General features: G+C 72.2%; 22 protein-coding genes and 1 pseudogene. 12 read left to right on the top strand and 11 right to left on the bottom strand.

Going from position 1 to position 25,913, the window contains the following annotated elements; all coding sequences use genetic code 11:
- Nucleotides 1–117: 117 nt before the first annotated feature.
- A pseudogene (locus tag OHA58_RS07305) lies at nucleotides 118–296 on the top strand (dihydrolipoyl dehydrogenase); the annotation flags it as partial.
- A 79-nt stretch (nucleotides 297–375) separates the two neighbouring features.
- Nucleotides 376–1,626 carry a M14 family zinc carboxypeptidase gene (locus OHA58_RS07310; RefSeq protein ID WP_405477551.1) on the top strand — a complete coding sequence of 417 codons (1,251 nt, stop codon included), beginning with the start codon at nucleotides 376–378 and terminating at the stop codon, nucleotides 1,624–1,626.
- 44 nt (nucleotides 1,627–1,670) lie between these two features.
- On the opposite strand, the gene OHA58_RS07315 is transcribed toward OHA58_RS07310, so the two are convergent.
- Entirely contained in the window at nucleotides 1,671–2,228 is a 558-nt protein-coding gene (locus OHA58_RS07315) for a DUF1707 and FHA domain-containing protein (protein WP_356279466.1), read from the bottom strand.
- Between the two features lie 195 nt (nucleotides 2,229–2,423).
- Between OHA58_RS07315 and OHA58_RS07320 the strand changes: the two genes are divergently transcribed.
- Nucleotides 2,424–3,374 carry a GNAT family N-acetyltransferase gene (locus OHA58_RS07320; RefSeq protein ID WP_405477553.1) on the top strand — a complete coding sequence of 317 codons (951 nt, stop codon included), beginning with the start codon at nucleotides 2,424–2,426 and terminating at the stop codon, nucleotides 3,372–3,374.
- 136 nt (nucleotides 3,375–3,510) lie between these two features.
- Nucleotides 3,511–5,259 carry a malto-oligosyltrehalose trehalohydrolase gene (gene treZ, locus OHA58_RS07325; RefSeq protein ID WP_405477555.1) on the top strand — a complete coding sequence of 583 codons (1,749 nt, stop codon included), beginning with the start codon at nucleotides 3,511–3,513 and terminating at the stop codon, nucleotides 5,257–5,259.
- 6 nt (nucleotides 5,260–5,265) lie between these two features.
- Here treZ and OHA58_RS07330 read toward each other — a convergent pair whose 3' ends face one another.
- Together OHA58_RS07330 and OHA58_RS07335 are read right to left on the bottom strand one after the other, a co-directional pair.
- Nucleotides 5,266–6,192: an aminoglycoside phosphotransferase family protein gene (locus OHA58_RS07330; protein WP_405477557.1), complete on the bottom strand. Its 927-nt coding sequence runs from the start codon at nucleotides 6,190–6,192 to the stop codon at nucleotides 5,266–5,268.
- A 5-nt stretch (nucleotides 6,193–6,197) separates the two neighbouring features.
- Nucleotides 6,198–7,322 (bottom strand): M24 family metallopeptidase, encoded by a 1,125-nt coding sequence (locus OHA58_RS07335; RefSeq protein WP_405484841.1) that lies wholly within the window; start codon nucleotides 7,320–7,322, stop codon nucleotides 6,198–6,200.
- Nucleotides 7,323–7,537: 215 nt separating this feature from the next.
- Here OHA58_RS07335 and OHA58_RS07340 point away from each other — a divergent pair, with 215 nt between their 5' ends.
- Nucleotides 7,538–8,380: a metallophosphoesterase gene (locus tag OHA58_RS07340; protein ID WP_405477559.1), complete on the top strand. Its 843-nt coding sequence runs from the start codon at nucleotides 7,538–7,540 to the stop codon at nucleotides 8,378–8,380.
- 57 nt (nucleotides 8,381–8,437) lie between these two features.
- On the opposite strand, the gene OHA58_RS07345 is transcribed toward OHA58_RS07340, so the two are convergent.
- From OHA58_RS07345 to cyc2, 3 genes are all read right to left on the bottom strand, one after another.
- Nucleotides 8,438–9,034 (bottom strand): PDZ domain-containing protein, encoded by a 597-nt coding sequence (locus tag OHA58_RS07345; RefSeq protein WP_405477561.1) that lies wholly within the window; start codon nucleotides 9,032–9,034, stop codon nucleotides 8,438–8,440.
- Between the two features lie 90 nt (nucleotides 9,035–9,124).
- Nucleotides 9,125–11,029 carry an O-aminophenol oxidase PhsA gene (gene phsA / locus OHA58_RS07350; protein ID WP_405477563.1) on the bottom strand — a complete coding sequence of 635 codons (1,905 nt, stop codon included), beginning with the start codon at nucleotides 11,027–11,029 and terminating at the stop codon, nucleotides 9,125–9,127.
- 62 nt (nucleotides 11,030–11,091) lie between these two features.
- Nucleotides 11,092–13,293, bottom strand: coding sequence for a germacradienol/geosmin synthase Cyc2 (gene cyc2, locus OHA58_RS07355; protein ID WP_405477564.1), 2,202 nt, complete (start codon nucleotides 13,291–13,293; stop codon nucleotides 11,092–11,094).
- Nucleotides 13,294–13,436: 143 nt separating this feature from the next.
- Here cyc2 and OHA58_RS07360 point away from each other — a divergent pair, with 143 nt between their 5' ends.
- Nucleotides 13,437–13,907, top strand: coding sequence for a universal stress protein (locus OHA58_RS07360; protein WP_405477566.1), 471 nt, complete (start codon nucleotides 13,437–13,439; stop codon nucleotides 13,905–13,907).
- A 66-nt stretch (nucleotides 13,908–13,973) separates the two neighbouring features.
- Nucleotides 13,974–16,040, top strand: coding sequence for a prolyl oligopeptidase family serine peptidase (locus tag OHA58_RS07365; protein ID WP_405477568.1), 2,067 nt, complete (start codon nucleotides 13,974–13,976; stop codon nucleotides 16,038–16,040).
- A 14-nt stretch (nucleotides 16,041–16,054) separates the two neighbouring features.
- Here OHA58_RS07365 and OHA58_RS07370 read toward each other — a convergent pair whose 3' ends face one another.
- On the bottom strand, nucleotides 16,055–16,840 hold the full coding sequence (locus OHA58_RS07370) for a pentapeptide repeat-containing protein (protein ID WP_405484843.1): 786 nt from the start codon (nucleotides 16,838–16,840) through the stop codon (nucleotides 16,055–16,057).
- A 313-nt stretch (nucleotides 16,841–17,153) separates the two neighbouring features.
- Between OHA58_RS07370 and OHA58_RS07375 the strand changes: the two genes are divergently transcribed.
- The 3 genes from OHA58_RS07375 (at nucleotide 17,154) to OHA58_RS07385 (ending at nucleotide 19,829) form a co-directional block, all read left to right on the top strand.
- Complete coding sequence (locus OHA58_RS07375; protein ID WP_405477570.1) at nucleotides 17,154–17,945, top strand: alpha/beta fold hydrolase; 792 nt, start codon at nucleotides 17,154–17,156, stop codon at nucleotides 17,943–17,945.
- The gene (locus OHA58_RS07380) at nucleotides 17,942–19,258 is read left to right on the top strand and encodes a cytochrome P450 (RefSeq protein WP_405477572.1); all 1,317 of its coding nucleotides are present in this window, start codon (nucleotides 17,942–17,944) and stop codon (nucleotides 19,256–19,258) included. Before OHA58_RS07375 ends, OHA58_RS07380 begins: the two co-directional genes overlap by 4 nt.
- Nucleotides 19,259–19,367: 109 nt before the next feature.
- A complete protein-coding gene (locus OHA58_RS07385; RefSeq protein WP_405477574.1) occupies nucleotides 19,368–19,829 on the top strand; it encodes a hypothetical protein in 462 nt (153 codons plus the stop codon).
- Nucleotides 19,830–19,855: 26 nt separating this feature from the next.
- Here OHA58_RS07385 and msrB read toward each other — a convergent pair whose 3' ends face one another.
- The 4 genes from msrB to OHA58_RS07405 form a co-directional block, all read right to left on the bottom strand.
- Nucleotides 19,856–20,263 (bottom strand): peptide-methionine (R)-S-oxide reductase MsrB, encoded by a 408-nt coding sequence (gene msrB, locus OHA58_RS07390; protein WP_405477576.1) that lies wholly within the window; start codon nucleotides 20,261–20,263, stop codon nucleotides 19,856–19,858.
- A 13-nt stretch (nucleotides 20,264–20,276) separates the two neighbouring features.
- Complete coding sequence (gene murC / locus OHA58_RS07395; RefSeq protein ID WP_405477578.1) at nucleotides 20,277–21,671, bottom strand: UDP-N-acetylmuramate--L-alanine ligase; 1,395 nt, start codon at nucleotides 21,669–21,671, stop codon at nucleotides 20,277–20,279.
- A gap of 105 nt (nucleotides 21,672–21,776) precedes the next feature.
- Nucleotides 21,777–22,250, bottom strand: coding sequence for an indole-3-glycerol phosphate synthase (locus OHA58_RS07400; RefSeq protein ID WP_405477580.1), 474 nt, complete (start codon nucleotides 22,248–22,250; stop codon nucleotides 21,777–21,779).
- Nucleotides 22,251–22,394: 144 nt separating this feature from the next.
- Complete coding sequence (locus tag OHA58_RS07405) at nucleotides 22,395–23,168, bottom strand: pyrimidine reductase family protein (protein WP_405477582.1); 774 nt, start codon at nucleotides 23,166–23,168, stop codon at nucleotides 22,395–22,397.
- Between the two features lie 37 nt (nucleotides 23,169–23,205).
- Between OHA58_RS07405 and zapE the strand changes: the two genes are divergently transcribed.
- Both zapE and OHA58_RS07415 read left to right on the top strand, forming a co-directional pair.
- Nucleotides 23,206–24,297, top strand: a complete 1,092-nt coding sequence (gene zapE, locus OHA58_RS07410) for a cell division protein ZapE (protein ID WP_405477584.1) — start codon at nucleotides 23,206–23,208, stop codon at nucleotides 24,295–24,297.
- 146 nt (nucleotides 24,298–24,443) lie between these two features.
- Complete coding sequence (locus OHA58_RS07415; protein WP_405477585.1) at nucleotides 24,444–25,844, top strand: PhoX family protein; 1,401 nt, start codon at nucleotides 24,444–24,446, stop codon at nucleotides 25,842–25,844.
- Nucleotides 25,845–25,913: the final 69 nt, after the last annotated feature.

The raw sequence follows: 25,913 nt of genomic DNA on the forward strand, positions 1-25,913 counted from the left end.
GCCCCCAGCCTTGTGCCGGTGCGCGCCGGGAGACGCGCGAGTCTTCTCAGCGGACCACCGCGGGCCCCTCACCGCAGTCCTCGTACACCCATACGGGTGAGGCGGGCGCCTGAGCGTCTCGGGGTGCACCTCGTCGGGCCGAACGTCTCCGAGATGATCGCGGAGAGCCGGCTGATCGTCGGCTGGGACGTCCAGCCCTCCGACGTGGCCCGGCACTCCACGCCCGCCCCATGCTCTCCGAGACCGTCGGCGAGACGTTCCTCGGCCTGGCGGGCCGCGGGCCGCACCAGCAGTGAGGCACGGGATGCGGCCTTCTTGACAGGTGCCGCGGAGCGTGGGGTACTGCGGGATGCGACGCGTGGAGCACCAACGGGGGTGAGTCACCTGACGGAGCAGCACTACCCGAATGCGGCCGAACTGGCCCAGTCAGCACGGGAGCTGGCGACTCACCGACCCGACCTGTGCGTTCTACGCCAGGTCGGGACCTCACGCGCGGGCCGGCCGCTGCACCTGTTGTCGGTGGGGCACGACCACCGCGCGGTGCTCGTGGTCGCGGGAGCCCATGCGAACGAGCCGGCCGGTGGCTCCACTCTACTGCGCCTGGCCGAACGCGCCCTGATGGAGTGGGAGTTGCGCACCGATTGCTCCTGGCACTTCTTGTTGTGCGCCGACCCGGACGGCGCGGATCTGCACCGCACCCCCGCACCGCAAACCCTGCTCGACTACCACCGGCACTTCTTCCGACCCGCGGGCCCCGAGCAGCCCGAATGGTCGCCCTCCGTGCTGCCGCCGGACCGGCTGCCGCCCGAGACACGGACCCTGACCGGGGTCATCGACGAGCTGCGCCCCTTTCTCCAGGTGTCGCTGCACGGCACCGATCTGGGCGGCAGCTGGGTGCAGTTGACGCGGGACATACCGGGGCTCGCGGAGCCGTTCGCCAAGTCGGCGGCGGAGCTGCACATCCCGGTGGAGACGGGGGCCTCGGACGCGGCGGGCTGGCCGGCGACGGGACCCGGCGTCCATGTGATGCCGGAGCCCGGCGCGGAGGCCGCGTTCCCGAGCCTGCCGGACGACGCCCGGCACAGCACCTGGCACCACGTCCACCGCTACGGGGGCCGCACGGCGATCGTCGAGGTCCCGATGTGGGCGAGCGACCTCGTGGACGACCCGGCGCCGCACCCCGCCCCCGACCGGGCGCTGCGGCGCCTGGCGCAGCGGCTGAGCCGGGACACGCTCCTGGTGGAGGAGATCCTGCAGTCGGCGCTGCCGCGGCTTCCCGAGGTGGACGGGCCGCTGATGCGGGCGACGCGCTGGGCCGTCGCGCTGGTGCCGGGCCTTGCGGACGACTGGCTGCAACCTCCGCCGCCGGACGCCACGATGGCGTACGTGGGGAGCATCGACGCGTTCTCCAGACGGCTGCCGTTGCGGGCCGCCGCGATGCTCCTGCGGGTCCTGAAGGAGGCGGACGACCCGGACGCGGAGCGTCTTGAGCAGTTGGTGACGCGCTGGTGCGATGCGTTCGCCGAGCGGTTCAGGGCGCGCTGGGTGCCGCTGGAGCACCAGGTCGAGCACCAGTCGCGGACGACCGTCGCGGCCGTGCGGCACACGCTCGCGGCGGGCGACTGACCGCGAACGCCCCGTGGAGCGACCGGAGTTGTAACGCTCCCGAGTCAGGCGGAGTCGGCGGAGAGGCGGAACGACATCCGTCCGAAGCCGACCTGGTCGCCGTCCTGGACGACCGCCGCGCCGACCACCCGCCGCCCGTTGACGGACGTGCCGTTGGTGGAGCCGAGGTCACGCAGCACCCACATGCCGCCCTGCCTGCTCAGTTCGGCGTGCACCCGGGAGACGGTCTCGTGGCTGAGCCGCAGTCCGTTCGCCGGGTCGCGCCCGATGCGCAGCGGGTAGGGGTTGTTCGGCGACGGCAGCTGCAGCTTCGGGAGGCGCTCGCGCTGCCACGCCCCGCGCAGCCGCACCGTGAAGCCCGAGACCGCCGCCACCGTGCCGAAGACCACGCGGGACCAGCGGCCCTCGGTGTGCAGATCGGCGGTGAGCGCGGCGAGTTCGTCGGACCGGCGGGCGGCGAGTGCCAGCTCCATTCGCCGTACGAACGTGTCGTGCGACAGCCTGCCGAGTGCGGCGCCCTCGCGGAGCTCCCGCAACGCCCTGTCGCGCTCGGCGTCGGACAGCCGCGCGGGGTACGTATGGTGCTCGAACGAGGAGGTCACGTACGTGATTCTCCGGCAGCGCGGCCGAGGTGTCCAGAAAACGGCGAAGTTCAGCCCGCCCCCGTACGGCCTTGACCAGCAAGGACAGTGGCTTGACGCGGTGTGCGGAAAACCGGGCGCGCCCGGCGCGGGCCCGCTGCTACGTTCGGCAGCCAGGACCGCCACCGGGCGCGTTCGCATGGACCAGGAGATTTCTTGACTGCTGTACCGCATGGAAGCCCGCACCCGACGCACGACGACGCCCGTCTGGTCGTCCGCGCACTGACCGAAGAAGACGTTCCACTCTTCCGTACGTTCGAGGATCCGGGCCTCGTGGGCCGTGTCATCACCGGCGTCGGATATCGCACCGTCGCCGAGGGCGGCGACTACCGCCCCGACTGGACCTGGGTCGCCCTGCGCGAAGGGCGCGTGGTCGCGCGGGCCGCCTGGTGGGGCGGCAAGGATGACACGGAACCGGTGAACCTGAACTGGTTCGACGTCCTGGAGGACGACATCGAGGCGGGCGCCGAACTGCTGCGGCAGGCCCCGTTCGACGTCGAGTACGAGCTGATCCTGCCTGCGGGCTGGAGTGAGGACCCGCGGACGCGGGCGGCCGCCGAGGCGCGGATGGCGGCGGTCACGCGGGCCGGCAAGAAGCTCCTCGTGGAGCGGCTGCGCTACCGGTGGACGCCGGACAACGGTCTGCCGGAGCGCCCCGGCCGCCTGGAGTTCCGGGCCGAACCCGACGACGAGGTGATCCTCGACGTGCTGCGCCGGGTCCACTCGGCGACGCTCGACGCGCACGCGCGCCGCGCCATCGAGGAGTCGGGCCTCGACACGGCCGCGCAGGAGGAGCTGGACTTCTTCCACTGGTGCCCGTCGCCGCGCGAGTGGTGGCAGCTGGCGTACACGCCTCAGGGTGAGCTGGTCGGCCTGCACATCCCCGCCCACAACCCCGGCGGGCCGTGCATCGGGTTCATCGGCGTGGTGCCGGAGCAGCGCGGCCACGGATACGCGTACGACCTGCTCGTCGAGTCGACACACTTCCTGGTGGAACACGGCGCCGAGTTCGTTGCCGGGGCGACGGACGACGGGAACTTCCCGATGGCGGCGAACTTCACGAAGGCCGGGTACCCGGTCACGGAGAAGCGCATCAATTTCGTCTGAGGTTCACCGGCCGGTTCGGCCGACGGGTCCGATCCGGCGAGGAATGCGCGGAACCCGCCGCGAATCCCAGCGGATCGATCTCCGCTGACGCAGGATGGACGGGTCGTCACTGTCGGCAGACAAGGGGGAACCGTCCGTGCAGTTCGAGGTGTGGGCACCACAGGCAGAGCGGGTCGCGCTCCACTGCGAGGGCACCACGCGCGCGTTGGAGCGCGACCCGGACCGCGAGGGGTGGTGGACGGGCGAGGCGGACGCGCAGGACGGCACGCGCTACGGGTTCGCGCTCGACGGCGGTCCGGTGCTGCCCGACCCCCGCTCGCGCCGCCAGCCGGACGGGCCCGACGGTCTGAGCGCGGTCGTCGACCACGCGCGGTACACGTGGCGCTCACCCTCAGGGCCGGAGCGCGGCCTGCCGGGCGCGGTCCTGTACGAGCTGCACGTGGGGACCTTCACGCGCGAGGGCACGCTCGACGCCGCAGGCGAACACCTGCCTCATCTCGTCGAGTTGGGCATCACCCATGTCGAGCTGATGCCGCTGTGCCCGTTCCCCGGGAAGCACGGCTGGGGCTACGAGGGCGTCAGCCCCTGGGCGGTGCATGAGCCGTACGGGGGCCCCGAGGCATTGAAGCGCTTTGTCGACATGGCGCATGGCCTCGGGCTCGGCGTCGTCCTTGACGTGGTCCAGAATCACCTGGGCCCTTCGGGTAACCATCTGCCCGCGTTCGGGCCGTACTTCACGGACACCCACCACACGCCCTGGGGCGCCGCGGTCAACCTCGACGCCCCCGGTTCCGACGAGGTGCGCGCGTACCTCGTCGGCAGCGCGCTCGCCTGGCTGCGCGACTACCGGATCGACGGACTGCGCCTCGACGCGGTGCACGCGCTGTGCGACACGCGCGCGGTCCACTTCCTGGAGGAGCTGTCCACGGCCGTCGACGCCCTGGCCGAAGAGCAGGACAGACCCCTGTTCCTGGTCGGCGAGTCCGACCTCGGCGACCCGCGCGTGATCACCCCGCGCCACCACGGCGGCCTCGGGCTCCAGGCGCAGTGGAGCGACGACTTCCACCACGCCCTGCACGCGGCGGTGACGGGCGAGTCCCAGGGCTACTACGAGGACTTCGCGAAGGCGCCGATGGCCGCGCTCGCCAAGACCCTGACCCGGGGCTACTTCCACGACGGCACGTACTCGACGTTCCGGGGCCGGCATCACGGGCGCCCCGTCGACCGCACCCGCACCCCCGCGCACCGGCTGCTCGGCTACGCCCAGACCCACGACCAGATCGGCAACCGCGCGCAGGGCGACCGGCTCTCCGCGAGCCTGTCCCCCGGGCTCCTCGCGTGCGCGGCCACGCTCGTGCTGACCGGGCCTTTCACGCCGATGCTGTTCATGGGCGAGGAGTGGGCCGCCGGCACCCCGTGGCAGTTCTTCACCGACCACACCGACCCGGCGCTCGCGGACGCCGTACGCAAGGGCAGGCGGCGGGAGTTCGCGTCGCACGGGTGGGCCGAGGAGGACATCCCCGATCCGCAGGACCCGGCGACCCGGGAGCGTTCCTGCCTGGACTGGTCGGAGCCGGACAGCGGCCCTCACGCGCGCGTGCTGGCCTGGTACCGCGAGCTGATCGCGCTGCGGCATGCCCGGGCCGACCTGACGGACTCCGACCTCGCGGCCGTGCGGGTGGCGTACGACGAGGAGGCCCGCTGGATCGCGTACCGGCGGGGTGATCTGCGGGTGGCGGTGAACCTGTCGGACGAACCGGCCGCGGTGCCGGTCGGGCGGAACGGTTACCGGGTGCTCGCCGCGTGGGAGCCGGTGGGGCTGCCGGGCGAGGACGGTCTGCTCACCGTCCCGCCGCAGTCGTGCGCGGTGCTCGTCAGCCCGTAGGGGGTTTCAGCCGGTCTCCGGGTCCTTGTCGGCGAGCTCCGTCACGAGTTCGAGGAGGATCGCCTCCCACGCGCGCTCCAGCTGGGTGCGCAGCAGCGGCACGGGGCTGTCGTCCGTGCCGTGGAGGCGCTCGCCGAGGCGTACGAGCGTGTCGCAGCGGGCCAGCCACAGGCCGCGCAGGCTGGCGCGGGCGCCGTAACCGGCGAGGGTCGCCGCGCGGACGGCCGCGCGGGCACCGACCGAGATGCTCAGGCCCGCGATGTCCTCGGCCGGGTCACCGATGACGGCGTCGGACCAGTCGAGGACGCCGCGCACCCGGCCGTCGGGGGTCACGGTGAGGTGCTCGCCCTTGAGGTCGTGGTGGACGACGACGGCGCCGGGCTGCGGGGCGAGCTGAGCGGCGGCCTGCACGGTCAGTTGCGCGAGCCGCGCGGGTTCGAACTCGCCGTCACCGCCGAGGAGTTCGGCGGCCCGCGCCGCCTCCCGGCGCAGCACGTCGAGGGAGCGCGGCGCCGTCCTCGCGAGCCCGAGCGCCTCGGCCCGCGCCGCGGGCACCTCCCGCAGCCCGCCGAGCAGCCCCGCGAGATCCTCCTCGCCGACCGCGGTCACGTCGACGGCCTCGCCCGACGCGCCCTGCAGCCGCGTGTCGAGGGAGTACGTGCGCCCGGCCGCCCACTCGCCGGACGCGAGCGAGGCGGGCACGGCGATGCCGACGTGCTGGCGCACGAGGTCGCGGACTCTGATCTCGCGGCGCTGGCGCACGGACGCCGGCGCGTCGAGGGCGAGGCGCAGAACATAGCGGGTGCCGACCCACCAGGTGGAGTGCTCGCCGCCCTCGGACACGGCACTGACGTCGAGCTGCCCGCCGTCCGGGAGGAGGGCGCCCAGCAGTCTTCGTACGGTGTCCTGGGTGGGCCGCGGGGCGTCGGACATGGCGTCTAGCTCACGATCGCCATGTCCCGCGACGTGCTGTTCAGCCGTCGTACGCCGTCCTCGGTGACCGTCACGATGTCCTCGATCCGCACACCGAAGCGGCCCGGAAGGTAGATGCCCGGCTCCACGGAGAAGCACATTCCGGGGACGAGGGGCTGTTCCTCACCCTCGATCATGTAGGGCGGCTCGTGGGTGGTGACGCCGATGCCGTGGCCGGTGCGGTGGATGAAGTACTGGCCGTAGCCGAACTCGGTGATCACGGCGCGTGCGGCGCGGTCGACGTCCTGGCAGGCGGCGCCCGGCTTGACCGCCGCGCAGCCCGCCGCCTGCGCCTCGCGCACGATGTCGTGGACGCGCTGCTCCTCGGCGGTCGGTTCACCGACGTGCACGGTGCGGGAGGTGTCGGAGCCGTAGCCGTGCTTGAGGCCGCCGAAGTCGAGGACGACCATGTCGCCGTTCTCGATGACGCGCTCGCCCGCCTCGTGGTGCGGGTTGGCGCCGTTCGGGCCCGATCCGACGACGGTGAAGTCGACCTGGGAGTGCCCGAACTGCCGCAGCAGATCGGCGAGATCGCCCGCGACGTCGGTCTCCCTGCGGCCCGCGAAGGGCACCTTCTTGATCTCCTCGTACGTGGCGTCGGCCGCCTCGCCGGCGGCCGTGAGCCGTTCGAGTTCGGCCGCGTCCTTGACGGCGCGCAGCATCGGCAGGGCCTCCGTGAGGGAGGCGTACGAGGTGTCGGGCAGCGCCTTCTGCAGCCCGATGAGGTGCATCGCCCAAGCGTTGTCGCTGATGCCGAAGCGCCCGGAGACGTCGAGGAGGGGCGCGGTCACCGCATACGGGTCCTTGCCGTCGGTCCAGTCCCGCAGGGTGAGGGCCTTTGCCCCCACCGCCTTCGCGGCGTCCGGTGCTTCCAGGGTCGGCACGACGAGGACGGGGTCATGGCCCGGGGCGAGGACGAGCATCGTGAGGCGCTCGGTGTCGGCCGTGGGCGAGTAGCCGGTGAGCCAGACCATGTCGGGGCCGGGGGCGACGAGGACGCCGGCGAGTCCCGCGTCGGCCGCGGACCGGGCGGCGCGCTCCATGCGCGCCTTGTAGTCGTCGGCCGTGAACGGCGCGGGCGTGGCGGTCATCCGGTCCTCCGGGTACTCCGAGCTGAACATCGCTTCTACAAAAAGGACGTACGGGCAGCATCCTGCCCGCCCGCCGGGCCTGACGCGAGTCCATTCCCGCATGCGCGCGCCACCCGGCCGGACCGCCACCTAATGCCAACCCATTGATCAACCATTATGACTAATGGTTAGATCGACCTCATCCGTTAAACCCCTTCTCCGGAGGACGTACGACCATGCTTGTGCTGGCCCAGATCAGCGACCTGCACCTCGACGGGACCCCCCGCGCCACTGAGCGCGCCCGGCGCGTGATCGACCACCTCCGGGCGCTGCCGGGCCCTGTGGACGCCCTCCTCGTCACCGGCGACATCGCGGACCACGGCGCGGAGTCCGAGTACGAGGAGGCGGCAGACCTGCTCGGGCTGCACACGGGCGGGCCGAACGACGGCGCCCCACCGCCCCCCGACCCGTCTTTCCCCGGCTTGCCTTTCCCCGGCTTGCCTTTCCCCGGCCTGCCTTTCCCCGTCCTGCCTTTCCCCGTCCTGACCTGTCCCGGCAACCACGACAGCCGGGCGCCCTACCGCAAGGCGCTGCTCCGCGAACCCGCCGCCGAAGGGCCGGTGAACCGCGCCCACCGCGTGGGCGGCGCCATGGTCCTCATGTGCGATTCCAGCATTCCGGGCGCCGACGAGGGCCGGCTCGACGAGGAGACGTACGGCTGGCTGGAGGACACCCTCGACGGGCTCGACGGCGAGACGCCCGTCCTGCTCGCGTTCCACCACCCGCCAGTGGCGCTGCACCACCCGCTGCCCGACGCGTACCAGCTGGCCCAACCGCGGGCCCTGGCCGCCCTGTTGGAGCGGCGGCCGGAGATCGCCGGGATCATCGCGGGCCACGCGCACACCCCGGCCGCCACGGTGTTCGCGGGCCGCCCCCTGGTGATCGGCCCGGGTGTGACGTGGACGCTGCGGCTGCCCTGGGAGGGCGAGGGTGTGGCGGACCGGAACGCTCCGGTGGGCCTAGCCTTCCACATCCTCGACGACGAGCAGCGGCTGACGACGCACTTCCGGGTCGTGTGATCCCCCTCGGAGCGAGAGCGATCCCCTCACGATCCCCTCGCGATCCCCTCGCGATCCCTAGGTCACCACCCCAGGAGTCACCGCCAGCACCTGGTGCGCGCCCGACTCGTGCCGGACCGTCAGCGTGACCTGCCGTCCCGGGCGCGCGGCCGCCACCGCCTGGGCGAGCGCGCCCGCCGAGCCGATCCGGGTCCCGCCGAAAGCGGTCAGCACATCGCCCCGGACGAGACCGGCCGTGTAGCCGGGACCGGGGACGTGCACGCCCACGAGCAGCGCCCCCGCCCCCTTGGGCGCGTCCACCGCCTCGACGCCGAGCGCCGCCCGCACGGGGCGGACGGAAGGCGACGGGGAGGTGGAGGCGGTCGGCGGATGGGACGGCGCGAGCGCGGGAGGCCGCGGCGCCGCCCCCGCCTGCTGCTGCATCTCTGCCAGCTTGCTCATGCCTATGACGGCCGCGCCGACCGTGCCGAGGCCGACGCCGGACAGCACGAGCACGGCCCCGAACAGCAGGCCGAGCAGCAGGGTGACGAGGCGCTTGCCGCGGCGCCGCGCCGCGTGCGGGCGGCGGCCGCCCGAACCGTTCCCCCGGGCGGCCGCCGCCTCACGACGCGGAGCTCCGGGCATCGACTTGGGGCGCAACGCGGTCTGTTCCATGGCCCACCTCCGGCCAAAGCCCTACCCGTCCGCGTCCGGCGCGACGATTCCCGAACGAGTGAGACTGAACCGGGCATTTCTGGCATCCGGTCAGCCGCCGTGCCCTCCGTGCCCCCCATGTCCGCCGTGCCCCGCCCCGTGGTCGAACTTCATCACCTCGGCGGGCATCACCACGAACGGCCGCATCATGCCCATGTCCTCGTGCTCCAGCAGATGGCAGTGGTACATGAACCGCCCGTACGCGCCGTCGAACCGGCCCATGACGCGGAGCATCTGGCCGGGCAGCGCCCGGAAGACGTCCTTGTGGCCGCGCTCGTTCGGCGGGAGCGGGACCGGAGTGGCCGGGTCGGGCGCCAGCGGCGCGCGCGTGCCGCCGACCGTCACGTCGAACCCCGACACGTCGTAGGCGTCACGGCCGAGGATCTGGAAGTCGGCGAGATGGATGTGCATGGGGTGCACGACGGGCGGGTTCACCGCGAGATTCAAGAAGCTCCACTGCTCGTAACTGCCCTCCGCGACGGTGAAGCCGAGGCCGTCGTTGAAGGTGCGCGAGGTGCGGCGGTACGTCTTCAACGCACCGTCGGCGCCGCGGAGTTGGATGACGCCGTCCGCGGGGAGCTCAAGCTCCTCGGAGCCTTCTGTGGCCTCGATCTCGGTCATCTCCCAGATCTCGGGGTGGCCGCCGCCGCCCTTCGTAGCGGGCGGGGTCAGCACGATGAGGCGGTGCCCGTGCTCGATGTCGTGCGTCAGGCGGCGGAAGGAGCCCGAGAGGACCTCGGGCAGTTCGAACGGGTCGTCCGCGCCGCACTCGCCGACGCGGAACTCCATGACGTGCGGATAGCGCACGTTGTTCGCCGGGTCGGGTACGCCGGGCGCCTGGCCCGCGCCCTTGTTGACGAGGCGTACGCGGCGTCCGGCGAGCGCGCGGAAGTCGATGAGCAGGTCCATGCGCTCGGCCGGTGCGACGGTCAGCGTAGGCAGCGCCTCGTCGAAGTCGACCGGCACCGGGCGCGGGAGAAGCCCGCCGTCGCTGCCGATCTGATGCAGGACGCCCGGCACCGGGTTGTCGTCCTCGTCGATCAGGACGAGGTCGTAGATCCTGGCGTTCGACGCGTTGACCAGGCGGAAGCGGTGCCAGGCCGCGTCCACCTCGGCGTAGGGCCAGATGCGGCCGTTGACGGTGGTGTACGGGCCCGCGAAGGGCACGGAGACCGGCTTGCCCGTCTCCGGGTTCTTCTCCTGGACGATCACGGTCTTGTGCAGCAGCCGGCCGTTGTGCGCGCCGTCCTCGTCCGTGTCGAGGTTGCGGTCGGCGATGAGGAGCGGGATCTCCCGTTCCCCGGAGGGGAGTTGGAGCGCGTCCTCCTCGTCGTCGCGGACGAGGTAGGTGCCGTAGAGGCCCGTGTGAACGTTCCACCGCGTCACGTTCATGGCGTGGTCGTGGTACCACCACTGGACCGCCTGGTGGTCGTTCGGGTACTCGGAGAGCTGGGCGTCGCCGTAGCCCACCGCGTTGTCCGCCCAGCCGTCGTTGCCGCCGCCCGTCTGCGCGCCGTGCAGGTGGGTGACGGTCCAGGCGGGCAGGGCGGCGACGTCCGCGATCGGCGGGACGCCGCCGCGGCCCGGTTCGGTGCTCGGGTTGGGGTTCGCCGCCGGCACCTCGACGGCGGTGACCGGGTACTCGCTGCCCTTCGGGATGCGGTTGGTCCAGGCGATACGGACGCGCTGCCCGCGCCGGACCTCGATGGTCGGCCCCGGCACCGATCCGCCGTACCCCCACATGAGCGTCGGCGGGAGCTGCGGGTGCAGCCGCACCCACGTCGGCCGCAGTGCGATCTCGGTCTCCCGCAGGACGTCCGTGGAGTCGGGGCGCACGATGGGAGGAATTGTCAACGGCGCTGCGTACGGCGTCAGTTCACCGTCCGCCGCGGCGGGCGCGGCATCCCGCGCCGCGCCCGCCAGGCCGCCCGTGATCCTCTCGATGATGTCGGTCATGGTGAGAACACCCCCGTGTTCTGTGTTGCATCCCCCGTGGTGCGGCCGGTCAGTGGCCGCCTTCACCCCACAGGACTCACCACACCCCACGAGGGTTCCGTGAATCCCTCATTCCGGCTGAAAAGGTTCGGCAACTGCCCCGGTACGAAGCCATGCGCGCGCCGGGCCAGGTCGGCGGCTCCGTAACGGCGGCAGTCGCGGTGCCAGTTGAGGATTCCGGCCATCCAGTTCTGGAGCTCCACCACATAGCCGTCCATGGTCGCCCGAGCCTCCCGCGACAGCTTGAAGTCGTCGTAGAGGATGGGGAATTCATGGGTGGCGACGTGCTCGAACTGCTGCATGCGCTGCGTCATCAGGTCGTGCACGACGCCGAGCGCAGTCGGGTAGTCGCAGCCGAAGAAGTTCTGCACGACGAGGATGCCGTTGTGGATCTCGCCCTCGTACTCGATCTCCTTCTGGTACGAGAACACGTCGTTCAGGAGCATCGCGTAGTCGACGGCCGCGTTCTCCAGGGAGCGGACGGGGCCGCTGCGGTAGATCCCGGGCGGCACGGCCGGGCCGTGGCCCATCCGGCTCAGGCTCATGGTGAGGTCGGCGCCGAAGGTGGCGCGGCGCATCTCCAGGTAGTCGACGGGGTCCGGGATGCGGTTCTGGAGCTGGTTGGACAGCTCCCACACCCAGCTCTGCGTCATGACGTCGACGGACTCCTTCAGGGTGCGCCGCTGCGCGGTCGTCATCCCGGCGGCGGTGCGGGCCCACAGGTCGGCGAGGCCGCGCTCCATCGCGTTCACGGGCGGCGGGATCTCGCCGCCGTCGACGGGCATGCAGGCGGAGAGCCGCTCTGTGCAGAGCTTCGCCGCGGCGAGGTCGCGCCGGTGCCCGAAGACGAGCGGGTAGTAGTCGTCCCCGTACGTCCCCCAGGCCAGCCAGTGCGCGCTCAGGTCCAGGGCGTCCTGGTCCCCGTCCGGGTCGATGCCGGCCGAGCACAGGGGCAGGTCGTAGGCGGCGAGCTTGTCCTCGTCCCAGACGCCCTCCTCCAGGATGCCCATGGCGTGCGCCCACGGGGTGATGCGCCGGCGAGCCCCCTCCAGGCCGGGATTCAGCCGGAGACGGAACGGCATGTAGAAGTCGGGGAGCAGGGACGGGCCCACCTTCTGGTACGGCACATGCGTGTAGGCGCGCAGCCGTTCTGCGCCGGCCGCCGCGAGCAGCGCCCCGACGTCCGCACCGGACGTGCCGATCCCGGTGGGCCCCGCCAGGGGGTTGCTCCCGGTCGCCCCCTCGTTCATGTACCGGCTGGAGCGCAGATGCCATTCGTGGCCGCCGGACTGCCAGTCCTGGAGGCCCCGCGCGTACGCGGCGACCGCGGCGACCTCGGGCGGCGTGAGCCCCTTCTCGACGGCGAGGGCGGGCACTTCGGTGAGCGCGGTGTGCTCGAACTGGTGGAGGCGTGAGGTGAGGATGTCGTTGACGGTCTGCGCCGCCTCCTGCGTCGTACAGCCGAAGAAGGTCTCCAGGACGAGCACGCCGTTGCTCAGCTCGCCCTCGTCCTCGACCTCCCGCTGGTACGAGAAGAGGTCGTTGCGCAGGTGCACGGCGTCGGAGAACGTCTCCATCAGCACGCGCAGCGGCCTCGCCCCGGCGACGGACGCGGGCACCTCGGAGGTCGCGTACTCGACGAGCCCCGCCGACCAGGGCGCGCCGCCGACCTTGCGGCGCATCTCGATGTACTCGACGGGGTTGGAGATCCGCCCCTCGTTGATGTTGGACAGCTCCCACATCGACTCGTTGAGGAGGTGTTCGGTCGACTCGGCGAACCTTCTGCGCCAGTCCACCGACATGGCGGGCACGGTGCGCGCCCAGAGGTCGGCGAGGCCCGCCTCGACGGGGTTCTGCGGCTCGGGCACGGGGGTCGATAGGTCCATCGGCATGAACAGGGGCAGGCGGTCCAGATAGGCCTTGGCGCCCTCGCGGTCCATGGTCCGCTTGAACGTCTCCAGGAAGTGGTCGTCGAAGAAGAAGACCCACACGTACCAGTCGGTGACGAGCGACAGGGCGGGCCCGTCGCAGTCGGGGTGGGTGTACGCGCACAGCAGTCCGTAGTCGTGCGCGTCGAGGTCGCTCTGCTCCCAGATGCCGGACCCCTCCAGCATGCCCATCTCGCGGGCCCACCGGGTGGAGTGCGCCCGCGCCTCGTCGAGGTGTGGATTGAGCCGCGCCTGGTACGGCATGTAGAAGTGCGGCAGTTCGAACGGCTGCGTCATGGCCCGGCCCTACCCGTGGCCCCCGGCGGGCATCCGGACGGCGGCACATGATCGCACCATCGCGTGAACCGGCGACTGAGGGGCGCCCGGACGGGGAAGAGGGCGGTACCCGATCCACCCGATCCCCATCTGAGGAGTCTTCGGTGAGCCAGGCCACGGAGCCGTTGATCGTCGTAGGTGTCGACGGTTCGAAGCACTCGAAGGACGCCCTCCGCTGGGCCGTGCGGCAGGCCACGCTCGTCGGCGGCCGGGTGCACGCCGTCATGAGCTGGGAGTGGTCCACGAACCCCTTCAGCCTCGGCGGGCCCGCCGACGGGGACACGGTGGTGGGCGGCCGCGAGCTGCTCTCCCCCGAGGAGACCTCGCGCGTGAAGCTCATCGACGTCGTCACGGAGACGGTCGGCGAGAGCCCGCCCGTCCCGGTGCACAGCCGCATGGTGCAGGGGCCCCCGGCGAAGGTCCTCGTCGAGGCGTCCGGGGCCGCCGACCTCCTGGTCGTGGGCACCCGCGGCTACGGCGGCTTCAAGGGGGCGCTGCTCGGCTCGGTGAGCCAGCAGGTGACGCAGCACGCGCACTGCTCGGTCGTGGTGGTGCGGGAGAAGTCCGACGACTGACGCGAGCGGGGTCCCGCCCCGTCGCCCACCCGACGGGGTGTCAGCGGGGCGTGCCAGAGTGCCCTCATGGACGATGCCCGAGAGTTCCCGCGCCAGTACGCCCGCACCCGCCGCTTCGCCCTGGGCGCCCCGAGCCGGTTCACGGTCTCGGCGGACGGCGGGCGCGTCCTGTTCCTGCGCACGGGCGGCGGCGCCGACCCCGTGAGCGCCCTGTGGCTCCACGAGGACGGTGCGGAGCGCGTCCTCGTGGACGTCTCGCGCACCGCGCGCGCGGGAGACGTGCCGGCCGCCGAGCGGGTCCGCAGGGAGCGGGCGCGAGAGAGCGCGGTCGGGCTCGTCTCGTACTCGGCCGACGCCGAGTGCCGCACCGTCGTGTACGCGCTGTCGGGAGCGCTCTGGGCGGTCCGTGTCGCGGACGGCGTCCCGTTCCCCGTGTCGGCGGCGGGCCCGGTCGTGGACCCGCGCCTGTCCCCCGACGGCCGGTTCGTCGCGTACGTCACCGGCGGCGCGTTGCACGTGGTCACACTCGACGGCGAGGACCGGCTCCTCGCGGCGCCCGAAGGCCCCGACATCACCTACGGGTTGACCGACCACGCGTCCTCGGAGTCGATGGGCCGGCCGCGCGGTCACTGGTGGGCGCCCGACGGCGGCGCGCTGCTCGCCGCGCGCGTGGACACGTCGCGCGTGCAGCGCTGGTACCTCTCCGACCCGGCCGACCCTTCGGCGCCGCCGCGCGCCGTGCGCTACCCGGCGGCGGGCACGGCCAATGCCGACGTGTCGCTCCATGTGCTGCACCTGGACGGCTCGCGGGCCGAAGTGGACTGGGACCGCGGGGCGTTCGAGTACGTGCCCGTGGTCGGGTGGGACGCGCACGGCCCGTTCACCGCGGTGCAGAGCCGCGACCAGCGGACGCTGCGCACGCTGGCCGTGGACCCGGCGACGGGCGTCACCCGGCTCCTGGACGAGCAGCGCGACGCGGCCTGGGTCGAGCTGGTCCCCGGCGCCCCGTGCCGCACGGCGTCCGGCGCGCTGGTGACGACCCGCGACGAGCAGGACACCCGCCGCCTCGTCGTGGCCGGGAAGCCGGTGACCCCGGTGGGCCTCCAGGTCCGTCAAGTCCTGGGTGCCCAGGGCGAGTCGGTGCTGTTCGAGGGCGGTGACGAGCCCACCGAGACCCATGTGTGGACCTGGGCGCCCGCCGCGGGCTGCGTCAGGCTCACGGACACTCCGGGCGTGCACACGGCGGTCTCCGCGGGCGGCACCACGGTCCTGGTGAGCCGCCGGGAGGACGCCGTGACCGTAGAGGTGACGAAGAAAGGCAGCTCCGACGGGGAGATCGCCTCGCTCGCCGAGCGTCCCGTCGTCCCCACGCGCCCCGTCCATCTGCGGCTCGGCGAGCGGGAGTTGCGCAGCCAGCTGTTCCTGCCGTCGTGGCACACACCGGGCAGCGCCACGCTCCCCGTCCTGGTGAACCCGTACGGGGGCCAGCACCTGCTGGTTGCCACGCGCGGCCTCGGCTGGCCCGCGCATCTGTCGCAGTGGTTCGCCGAGCAGGGCTTCGCGGTCCTCGTCACGGACGGGCGCGGCTCCCCGGGGCGCGGTCCCGCGTGGGAGAAGGAGATCCGCGGCGACATCCTGACCCACGCCCTGGACGACCAGGTCGCCGCCGTGCAGGCGGCCGGGGCGGAGTTCCCCGACCTCGACCTGACGCGGGTCGCGATCCGTGGCTGGTCGTTCGGCGGGTTCCTGGCCGCGGGCGCCGTGCTGCGCAGGCCCGACGTCTTCCACGCGGCGGTGGCGGGCGCGCCGCCCACCGACCAGCGGCTGTACGACACGCACTGGAAGGAGCGCTATCTCGGCCATCCCGACGAGGAGCCCGAGAACTACGAGCGCTGCTCCCTGATCGCCGACGCGCCGCTGCTGCGCCGCCCGCTCCTGCTGGTGCACGGGCTCGCCGACGACAATGTGGCGGTCGCGCACACCCTGCGCCTGTCGGCGGCGCTGCTCGCGGCGGGCCGAAGCCACCAGGTGCTTCCCCTGCCGGGCGCGACGCACATGGTCACGCAGGAGGACGTCGCGGAGAACCTGCTGCTGTTCCAGCTCGACTTCCTGAGGAAGTCCCTGGGGATCTGACGACTCGCAGGTGCCTACCAGTGCGCGGGACGGCTCAAGGAGGCCGGGATCTTCGTCGAGCCGTCCCCGCGGGCCGCGTTGACCTGCGCCTGCGTGAGGAAGATGCTGCCGGTCAGATCGGCGCCCTGAAGGCGCGCGTCGCGGAGGTCAGCCCCGATGAGGTCGGCCTCGCGCAGGTCGGCGCCGGTGAGGTCGGCCGCGATCAGGTAGGCGCCGCGCAGGTTGGCGCCCCGCAGGTCGGCGCCCTTGAGGCGGGCGCCCATCAGGTCGGCGCCCCGGTGGTTCTTCCTGCGGCCGGGCACGGCCGCCCGGACGAGTTCGCTGACCTTCAGGAGCGTCTCGCTGACCTCGCCGCGGAGGGTGGGGACGTCGGCCGCGGCGAGGGTGGCGGCGTCGGCGCGGGTGAGCTCCTCGATCCCGTCGAGGGCGCGCCGCACCTCCTGGTGCGCCGGGCGGGCCCGCTCCAACTCCAGCGCCTCGGTCAAGTACCAGAGGAGTTCGTGCAGTTGGCGCATGACGGGGAAGACGTCGAACATCGCGCGCGCGGTCCCGCGCGACGTACGCCAGTCCTCGCCGCCGAACGTGCCCTGTGACACCTGCTGGCCGGCGCCGAAGCAGTCGAAGACCGTGCAGCCCGAGTAGCCCTTGTCCCGGAGCGTGGCGTGGATGCCGCAGCGGAGGTCGTCCTGGAGGTTGTGGCACGGCCTGCCCGCGGGCTTGTTCGCGGCGAAGTCGGAGGACTTGGCGAAGGGCAGGGCGACACAGCACAGCCCGAAGCAGTTCCCGCAGTCGGCGCGCAGGTCGAGCCTGCGGCGGTGCCCGGCCTCCGGAACGGTGGTGGCCGGGACGGAGGTGCCCTGGACGGTTGCGGTGCCCGGGACGGTCCCGTCGGACGCCACGGCCTCAGGACGGTTTTCGCGCTTCTGGGACAACGGGCCCGGTCTCCTACGTGGTGTCTGCTCGACGGGCACGGCGTCGCCGCCTGCGCCCGGTTGGAGCCTTCATTGTCCCCGATGCCGCCGCGCGCCCTTGTGCGCCCCCGAGGTGGCGGGCCACGGTGGTGCGGCGCAGGCAGGGACCGCTCGTCCCCCTCACCGACCGTCAGGAGTCACCGTGGCCTCCTTCGTCCTCCCGCACGAGCTGCACGGCACGGGACCGCACAAAGTGGTCGCCGTGCACGGCTGGTTCGCCGACCGCGGCGCCTACGCCCCGCTGCTCGCCGACCTCGACCGCTCCGCCTTCCAGTACGCCTTTGTGGACCTGCGGGGCTATGGCGAGGCCAGGGACGCGGGCGGCGCCTACACCACGGCGGAGGCCGCCGACGACGTGATCGCGCTGGCGGACCGGCTCGGCTGGGAGCGGTTCTCTGTGATCGGCCACTCGATGGGCGGGAGCGTCGCCCAGCGGATCCTGGCCGCCGCGCCCCACCGGCTGCGCAGGCTGGTCGGCGTCTCGCCCGTACCGGCGTGCGGGCTGCCGCTGCCGCCCGAGCAGTGGGACCTCTTCTCCGGCGCGTCCCACACCCCGGAGAACCGCCGCGCCATCCTCGACATCACGACCGGCGGCGCCCGCCCCGCCGCCTGGCTCGACCGGATGGTGGAGCGATCGCTGGAGGTCAGCGACGCGAAGGCGTTCCGGGCCTGGCTGGACTCCTGGGCCGGCGAGGACTTCCACACCCGGGTGGAGGGCACCACGGTCCCCGCGCTCGCCGTCACCGGGGCGCTCGACCCGGCGCTCTCGGCCGACCTGATGCGGGCCACGTGGATGAGCTGGTACGCCCGCGCCGAACTGACCGAACTCCCCGCGTGCGGGCACTACGCGATGGACGAGACACCGCTGGCCCTGATCCGGGCGGTGGAGGATTTCCTGAGGGCGGACGGGCCGGGCGGCGAGGCGCACGTATGACAGAACCGGACAGTGCACCGCCCACCGCGGACGCCCTGAACGCCCTGGACGCCCCGGACACCCTGGACGTCCCGGACGTCTTCGACCCCCGCCAGTACGCGCGGGGCGTCCCCCACGACAGCTACCGCACGCTCCGCGACCACCACCCCGTCGCCTGGCAGGAGGAGCCGGAGGTGCTGGGCTGGCCCGCGGGCCCCGGGTTCTGGGCGGTCACGCGCCATGCCGACGTGGTCCGCGTCCTCAAGGACGCGGCGACGTACTCGTCGTGTCTGGGTGCCACGCAGATCCGCGACCCCGACCCGGCGGACCTGCCGTTCATCCGCTCCATGATGCTCAACCAGGACCCGCCGGACCACGGCCGGCTGCGCCGCCTCGTGAGCCGCGCGTTCACCCCGCGCCGCGTGGAGCGCTTCGCCGCGCTCGCCCGCGACCGGGCCCGTGCCCTGCTCACGGCGGCCGTCGCGGCCCCCGGCCCCACCGCCGACCTGGTCTCGGCCGTCACGGACGACTACGCCCTCCTGAACCTCGCCGACCTCCTGGGAGTCCCGGGCTCCGACCGCGGCCTTCTCCTGCACTGGACGCAGCGCGTCATCGGCTATCAGGACCCCGACGAGGCCGCCGAGGCGGACGAGCCCGTCCTCGGCGCCGACGGCAGACCGGTCGACCCGCGCTCACCCGCGATGCTGCGCGACATGTTCGCCTACGCGCGCTCGCTCGCCGCGCACAAGCGGACCCACCCGGCGGACGACGTCATGACGGTCCTGGCCACCGATCCCGACCTGACCGCGGCCGAGCTCGAGATGTTCTTCTTCCTGCTCACGGTCGCCGGCAACGACACGGTGCGCAGCGCGGCCCCCGGCGGCCTTCTGGAGCTGGCCCGGGCGCCGGAGGCGTACGGTCTGCTGCGCGACGGGAAGGCCGACCCGGCGACGGCGGTCGACGAGCTCCTGCGCCGCCATCCGCCGGTCCTCACGTTCCGCCGCACCGCCGCCCGCGACGCGATCCTGGCGGGCCGCCGTGTCCGCGCGGGCGACAAGGTCGTCGTCTTCCACGCCTCGGCCAACCACGACGAACGCGTCTTCACCGACCCGCACCGCCTCGACCTCGCCCGCAGCCCCAACCCGCACGTCTCGTTCGGGGACGGCCCGCACGTCTGCCTGGGCGCGCACTTCGCGCGCCTGCAGCTGCGGGTGCTGTACGAGGAGACCTGCCGGACCCTGCCGGTGCTCGAGCTGGCGGGCCCACCACGGCGTCTGCTGTCGAACTTCATCAACGGTGTGAAGGAGCTCCCGGTCGCCACGGCCCCCGGCTGACGTCTCCCCCGGTCTCTCGTGGCCCGGTGCACCCGCCGGGCCCGGTACCGTGGGGGAGGAACGATCTCGTGGGCCTCCTGGCGGGCTGCGTGAACCCAGGAGGAACCAGATGACGACGAACCGCGGACGCAAGCACGTGATCCGGCACAGGATGACGTCGACCGGAGAGTCGTACGTCGTCGCCGCCAAGAATCTCAAGGCGATGAAGGACATGGGGCAGACCGCCGAGGCCGTGCGCACCCAGCGCTGGCGGCCCGCGGACTCCCTGGACGTCCCCTGCCCCTGCGGCGGCACCTGCGAGCCCGGCGAGACGTGCGACCGCTGCCACGCCCGCCACCGCCACGTGGGCCGCGCCCCCGGCAGCCTCACGGACGTCGAGACGTGGATGGACAAGTACGACTGCATGGGCTGCGCGTCGACGTACACGCTGACCGTCGTCCTGCCCGGCCGCCCCTGGGGCATCGCCGAGACGGTCGTGCAGGGCGGCTCCGCGGAGCCGGTGGTCCGGGCTCGCGTCTTCCCGGGCGTCGTCCACCCGATGATGCGCCCGGAGACCCCGGCGGAGGACTGAGCCTCCGCCGGAGCCCCGAGCCCGGCTCAGCCCGCTTCCGGCGCCAGCCGCAGTGAGATCGAGTTGATGCAGTACCGCTGGTCCGTCGGGGTGGAGTAGCCCTCGCCCTCGAAGACGTGGCCGAGGTGCGAGCCGCAGCGGGCACAGCGCACCTCGGTGCGGACCATGCCGTGCGAGCGGTCCGCGATCAGCTCGACGGCGTCCGTGTCCTTCGGGTCGAAGAAGGACGGCCAGCCGCAGTGCGACTCGAACTTCTCTCCCGAGGTGAAGAGCTCCGCGCCGCACGCGCGACAGGAGTAGACGCCCTCGGTCTTGGTGTCCGTGTACTCACCGACGAAGGCGGGCTCGGTGCCGGCCTGGCGCAGTACCGCGTACTCCGCCGGGGTCAGCTCCGCGCGCCACTCCTCGTCCGGCTTTTCGACGTCGTACGACATTCAGCTCAGTCCTTCACTTGGCAAGGCGATCCAGGATCTGCGGGCCGAGCTCCGTGACGTCACCCGCGCCCATGGTGAGAACAAGGTCGCCCGGCTTGGCCATTCCCGCGATCACGTCGGGCACGGTCGCCTTGTCGTGGACGGCGTCCACGTCGGCGCCCGCGGCGCGGGCCGCGTCGATGATGAGGCCGCTGGTGATGCCGGGGATCGGGTCCTCGCGGGCCGGATAGATGTCCAGGACCACGGACGCGTCGGCGAGGGCGAGGGCGTCGCCCATCTCCTTGCCGAGCTCCTGGGTGCGGGAGAAGAGGTGGGGCTGGAAGACAACCAGGATCCGGGAGTCCCCCGCGGCCGAGCGCATCGCCTCGAGGTCGGCGGACATCTCGGTGGGGTGGTGCGCGTACGAGTCGATGACCTGTACGCCGTTCTCCTCGCCCTTGAGCTGGAGGCGGCGCTTGACGCCGGTGTACGACTTCAGCGCGGCGGCCAGGTTGCGGGACGGGATGCCGAGCGCGACGCCGGCGGCGAGCGCCGCGACCGCGTTGTGCGCGTAGTGGCGGCCGGGGACCGAGACCGTGAAGGTGAGCAGCTTGCCGTCGAGGAGGACGGTGACCTCGCTGGTCAGGCCGCGCGGGGTGACCTTGTGGATGCGGACGTCGGCCGCCTCCGACTCGCCGTACGTGACGACCTTCAGGGAGGTCGTGTCGCGCAGCCTGCGGGTGAGTTCGACGGCGCCCGGCTGGTCCGCGTAGATGACGAGCGTGCCGCCGGGGACGATCTTGGAGGCGAAGGTCTCGAAGGACTCGTAGATCTCGTCCATCGACGCGTAGTTGGCGTGGTGGTCGAGCTCGACGTTGAGGACGATGGCGACCTCGGGCGCGTACTTGTGGAAGCTGCGGTCCGACTCGTCGGCCTCGGCGACGAAGATCTCGCCCGCGCCGTGCAGCGCGTTCGAGCCGGGGGCGTCGAGGTCGCCGCCGATGGCGTACGAGGGGTCGAGGCCCAGGGAGGACAGGGACACCGCCAGCATCGACGTGGTCGTCGTCTTGCCGTGCGTGCCGGCGACCGCGATGGGGCGCAGGCCGTCCATGAGCGAGGCGAGGGCGTCGGAGCGGTGGACGACCGGGATACCGAGCTCGGCGGCGCGGGCCAGCTCGGGGTTGTCGGCGCGGATCGCGGAGGAGACGACGACGCAGGTGGCGTCCGGCGCGAGGTGCGCGGCGTTGTGGCCGATGTGGACCGTGACACCGAGCGAGCGCAGCGCCCCGGCCGTGGCGGACTCCCGGGAGTCGCTGCCGGCGACCTGGGCGCCGCGCTGCGCGAGGATCTTCGCGATGCCCGACATTCCGGCGCCGCCGATGCCGATGAAGTGCGGTCGGTCCATGGCGGTGGGCAGGCCGGGTGCCATTGGTTTCTCCCTGGGACGGTGTGCTGCTGCGTGCCCACTGTGCGGGCAGGCTCAGCCTACTTTCTCCGTACACCCCGCCCGCGCAACCCCGTACCGCCCCGGCGGCTACGCCTTGCTGTACGAGAAGAGCTTCAGAACCGGAACGCCCACCTTGTGCCGGGCGCGCGAGGCCCAGTCGCGGTGGAAGAACTCCTCCACGTAGTGCGGGTCGGTCAGGACGATGACCTCGTCGGCACTGATCTCGTCGACGAGGGACTTCAGCGCGTCCAGGGGGTGGTCCTCGACGAGGCGGCCCTCCGCCGCGCAGCCGGCCTGGTGAAGTGCGGTGAGGGAGACCTGGAGTGCTTGTTCGCCGGCATCCGTGGCGTCCTGGCCCTCGGGTACGTCCTTCTCCTTCGCCGCGTCGTCGAGCTCCCCCATGGCGACGTCGTCGATGGCCCGCAGCAGGCGGTCGGCCTGGTCGCCGCGGGGCTGGAGCAGCACGTGGAACGCGACTTCCTCGTCACCGTGCAAGGTGGTGACGAACTCCACGTCGGCGGACGTCAGGGCCTTCTCGATCATCAATACGCTCGTGAACACGACAGGCGCCCTTCTTCTCTCCTCCGTGGGCCGTCGACTCGCGACCGGTCCCTGCGGAAACCATCCTGCCCCGTAGCCGTACGGGGTCTGCGAGATTTAGTGTGCCCAGCGGAAGGTAAACGGAACGGCACATTCCGCTAATTGTCAGCTCCGACGGTATCGGGTGAACAGGAACCCGGCCTCTTCCAGCACAGAAGCCATCTCGAAACGCTCGGGGACGGTCAGGGACGGTCCCCCGGCAATGCGCTGGGCGTCTCCGGCGGTGAGCATCGGCGACAGCGTCAGACAGAGTTCGTCGAGCACCTGTGCGGCCACGAACTGGCCGAGCAGGCGGGGTCCGCCCTCCGTGAGCAGCCGGGTGAGCCCACGCTCCGCGAGCGCCCGGACCGCGCGCTCCGGCTCGACCGTGGAGCCCTCGCCGGCGATCAGCACCTCGGCGCCGGCCTTGCGGGCGGCCTCCATACGGTCGGGCGGGGCTCCGGCGCCGGTGACCACGAAGGTGGGGACGAGGGGCGAGGTGAAGAGCGGAAGGGAGAAGTCGAGGTTCAGGCTCGCGGTGATCACAGCGATGGCCGGGGCGGGGCCCTGTCCGGCCGCCTCCCTGCGCGCGGCGAAGGCCTCACGCGCGCGTGCCGGGCGATAGCCCTCCAGACGGACCGTTTCCGCACCGACCAGGACGGCGTCCGCGAGACCGCGCAGGGTGCCGAAGATCCGCATGTCGGCGGCGCACGAGATGCCCTGCGAGCGGCCGTCGTGGTGGGCGGCACCGTCGAGCGTGGAGACCATGTTGGCCCGCAGCCATACGTCCTGCCCCAAGGGGTAGGCATAGGCGTCCGCGAGCTCGTCGAGACTCCATTCACGGGGTTCGTGGGCCGCGTGATCTGCTGTTTCGTACGTCACAGGGAACAGGCGTCGCATGTCACGCAGTCTCCCACGGCGTCTAGAGTTGGGTGCTGTGTCGTCCTCCACCACCGCCCCGGCTCAGAGTCCGATAGCCGACGCGGCCCCGCTGTCCCTGTGCGCCCGTGAACCGCTCGTCCCCGCGGACCGTCTGGTCGCCGAGATGGTGCCCCCGCCGCGCTTCGACTCGGTCCGCTTCGAGACGTACATCCCGGACCCCGATCAGCCCAGCCAGACCGAGGCGGTGCGGGTCCTGAGCGACTTCGCGGCCGGGCTCGGCGGCGCCCACGCGAGCGGCGCGGGCAAGCGGCGGTGGTTCGCGAAGAAGCCCGCGGCACCCACCGGGCCCCGCGGCGTCTATCTGGACGGCGGCTACGGCGTCGGCAAGACCCACCTGCTCGCCTCGCTCTGGCACGCCACCCCGGCGGCCCCCGAGCAGAAGGCGTTCGGCACGTTCGTCGAGCTCACGAACCTGGTGGGCGCGCTCGGCTTCCAGCAGACGGTGCGCACGCTCGGCGAGCACCGGCTGCTGTGCATCGACGAGTTCGAGCTGGACGACCCGGGCGACACGGTCCTGGTGTCGACCCTGCTGGGCAAGCTCGTCGACGCGGGCGTCGCGCTCGCCGCGACCTCGAACACGCTGCCGGGCAAGCTCGGCGAGGGCCGGTTCGCCTCCGCCGACTTCCTGCGCGAGATCCAGGGCCTGTCCGCCCACTTCCGCCCCCTGCGCATCGACGGCGAGGACTACCGCCACCGCGGCCTGCCCGAAGCGCCCGCCCCGTTCTCCGACGAACAGGTGACGAAGGCGGCGTACGCGACGCAGGGCGCCTCGCTCGACGACTTCCCGCATCTGCTCGACCACCTCGCGCGCGTGCACCCCAGCCGCTACGGCGCCCTGACGGACGACCTGCAGGCGGTCTGCCTCACGGACGTGCAGCCGGTCCCCGACCAGTCGACGGCGCTGCGGCTCGTCGTGCTCGCCGACCGGCTCTACGACCGCGAGATCCCCGTGCTCGCCTCCGGACTCCCCTTCGACCAACTGTTCAGCGAGGAGATGCTGAACGGCGGCTACCGCAAGAAGTACTTCCGCGCGATCTCCCGCCTGACCGCGCTCGCGCGGGACGCGAAGGGGCTCGTGGGGGCGTAGGGAGCAGGGGTTCACGCGCGCGCATGGGTGGCGTGTGACGGCCGGGACATGAGCGACAGGCCGTCACACGCGTGGTTCCCGTGAACCATGCCGCGTGATACACACGACCGGGTCACAGTTCCTGTCCGCCAACAGGAGGTTGCCCCATGTCTGAAGCACGTACCGCACGTACCGCTCAGTCCCCCGCAACACGACGTCAGGTCCTCGCGCGCAGCGGCGCTTCCGTCGCCGCCATCGCCTTCGCCGGAAGCCTCTCCGAGCTCTTCGCGGGCACGGCCGCCGCGCAGAGCCTCGGCAACAAGGGCTACGGCCCGCTGGTGCCCGACCCCGCCGGACTGCTCGACCTGCCCGCGGGGTTCCGCTACAAGGTCCTCTCGCGTGAGGGCGACCCGCTGCGCTCCGGCGAGGGCAAGGTGCCCAGCAACCACGACGGCATGACGGCCCTTAAGGGCAGACACGGCCAGGTCCACCTGGTCCGCAACCACGAGAACCGCGTCACCGCGAAGATCGCCGTGCCGACCGTCGAGGGGCTCACCTACGACCCGATGGGCAAGGGCGGCTGTACGGCGCTCACGCTCGACCATCGGGGCAATGTCCTGTCGGAGCGCGTCGCCATCGCCGGCACGGCCGTCAACTGCGCGGGCGGGCACACGCCTTGGGGCACCTGGCTGACCTGCGAGGAGACCGAGGACAAGGCCGGCACGAACGGCTACACCAAGGACCACGGCTTCATCTTCGAGGTCGACCCGGCCGACCCGCACCGCTCGGGCGCCGTGCCGCTGACCGCGATGGGCCGCTTCCAGCACGAGGCGATCGCGATCGACCCGAAGCGGGGCGTCGTCTACGAGACCGAGGACGCCTTCCAGAAACCGTTCGGCCTTTTCTACCGCTTCCTGCCCAACAAGCCCGAGGGCGGCCTCGGTTCACTGCGGGCGGGCGGAAAGCTCCAGGCGATGCGGGTGCCCGGGGTGCCCGACCTGTCGGCGATCCAGGAGACGGGCGCGAGCTTCGACGGCATCGAGTGGGTCGACGTACCCGACCCGCTGGCCGCGCAGACCCCCATCCGCCTCCAGGACTTCGGCCCGAAGGGCATCACGCACGCGCAGAAGCTGGAGGGCTGCTACTGGGGCGGCTCGTCCGTCTACTTCGTCTCCTCCTTCGCCCACAGCGCGGAGGGCTCGGCGGCCGACCACTTCGGGCAGATCTGGCGCTACGACCCGAACAAGCGCCGGCTCACGCTGGTGATCGTCTTCGGCCCGAGCACCGACGTCCAGCTGCCGGGCGAGGAGCCCGACAACATCTGCCTCGCGCCCAGCGGCGGCCTGATGGTCTGCGAGGACGGCGAGGGCGCGCAGCACGTCTTCGGTGTGACCCGCCGCGGCGACGTGTACGCGATGGCGCGCGGGCGCCAGAACATCGGCACGGCGCAGGAACCGGCGTGGGGCGAGTTCGCGGGCGTCACGTTCTCCCCGGACGGCGACACGATGTACGTCAACTGCTACACGCCCGGAACGACCTTCGCCGTGACGGGGCCCTGGCAGCGGTAGCGCAGGCGCCCGGTCCGTCGCACGATCGAGGGACCTGACGTGAAGGGGTGCGCGGTGGCCAAGGCCGAC

The sequence above is a fragment of the Streptomyces sp. NBC_00009 genome (genome assembly GCF_045040855.1).
In the GTDB taxonomy this organism is placed as follows: Bacteria; Actinomycetota; Actinomycetes; order Streptomycetales; family Streptomycetaceae; genus Streptomyces; species Streptomyces aureus.

What these genes read in the sequence shown, in the direction of transcription:
- cyc2 (WP_405477564.1), bottom strand. Translation starts at nt 13,293, where the DNA reads ATGACGCAGCCGTTCGAACTGCCGCACTTCTACATGCCGTACCAGGCG.
- msrB (WP_405477576.1), bottom strand. Translation starts at nt 20,263, where the DNA reads ATGTCGTACGACGTCGAAAAGCCGGACGAGGAGTGGCGCGCGGAGCTG.
- murC (WP_405477578.1), bottom strand. Translation starts at nt 21,671, where the DNA reads ATGGCACCCGGCCTGCCCACCGCCATGGACCGACCGCACTTCATCGGC.
- OHA58_RS07385 (WP_405477574.1), top strand. Translation starts at nt 19,368, where the DNA reads ATGACGACGAACCGCGGACGCAAGCACGTGATCCGGCACAGGATGACG.
- phsA (WP_405477563.1), bottom strand. Translation starts at nt 11,029, where the DNA reads ATGACCGACATCATCGAGAGGATCACGGGCGGCCTGGCGGGCGCGGCG.
- OHA58_RS07335 (WP_405484841.1), bottom strand. Translation starts at nt 7,322, where the DNA reads ATGACCGCCACGCCCGCGCCGTTCACGGCCGACGACTACAAGGCGCGC.
- OHA58_RS07340 (WP_405477559.1), top strand. Translation starts at nt 7,538, where the DNA reads ATGCTTGTGCTGGCCCAGATCAGCGACCTGCACCTCGACGGGACCCCC.
- OHA58_RS07405 (WP_405477582.1), bottom strand. Translation starts at nt 23,168, where the DNA reads ATGCGACGCCTGTTCCCTGTGACGTACGAAACAGCAGATCACGCGGCC.
- OHA58_RS07365 (WP_405477568.1), top strand. Translation starts at nt 13,974, where the DNA reads ATGGACGATGCCCGAGAGTTCCCGCGCCAGTACGCCCGCACCCGCCGC.
- OHA58_RS07380 (WP_405477572.1), top strand. Translation starts at nt 17,942, where the DNA reads ATGACAGAACCGGACAGTGCACCGCCCACCGCGGACGCCCTGAACGCC.
- OHA58_RS07345 (WP_405477561.1), bottom strand. Translation starts at nt 9,034, where the DNA reads ATGGAACAGACCGCGTTGCGCCCCAAGTCGATGCCCGGAGCTCCGCGT.
- OHA58_RS07415 (WP_405477585.1), top strand. Translation starts at nt 24,444, where the DNA reads ATGTCTGAAGCACGTACCGCACGTACCGCTCAGTCCCCCGCAACACGA.
- OHA58_RS07330 (WP_405477557.1), bottom strand. Translation starts at nt 6,192, where the DNA reads ATGTCCGACGCCCCGCGGCCCACCCAGGACACCGTACGAAGACTGCTG.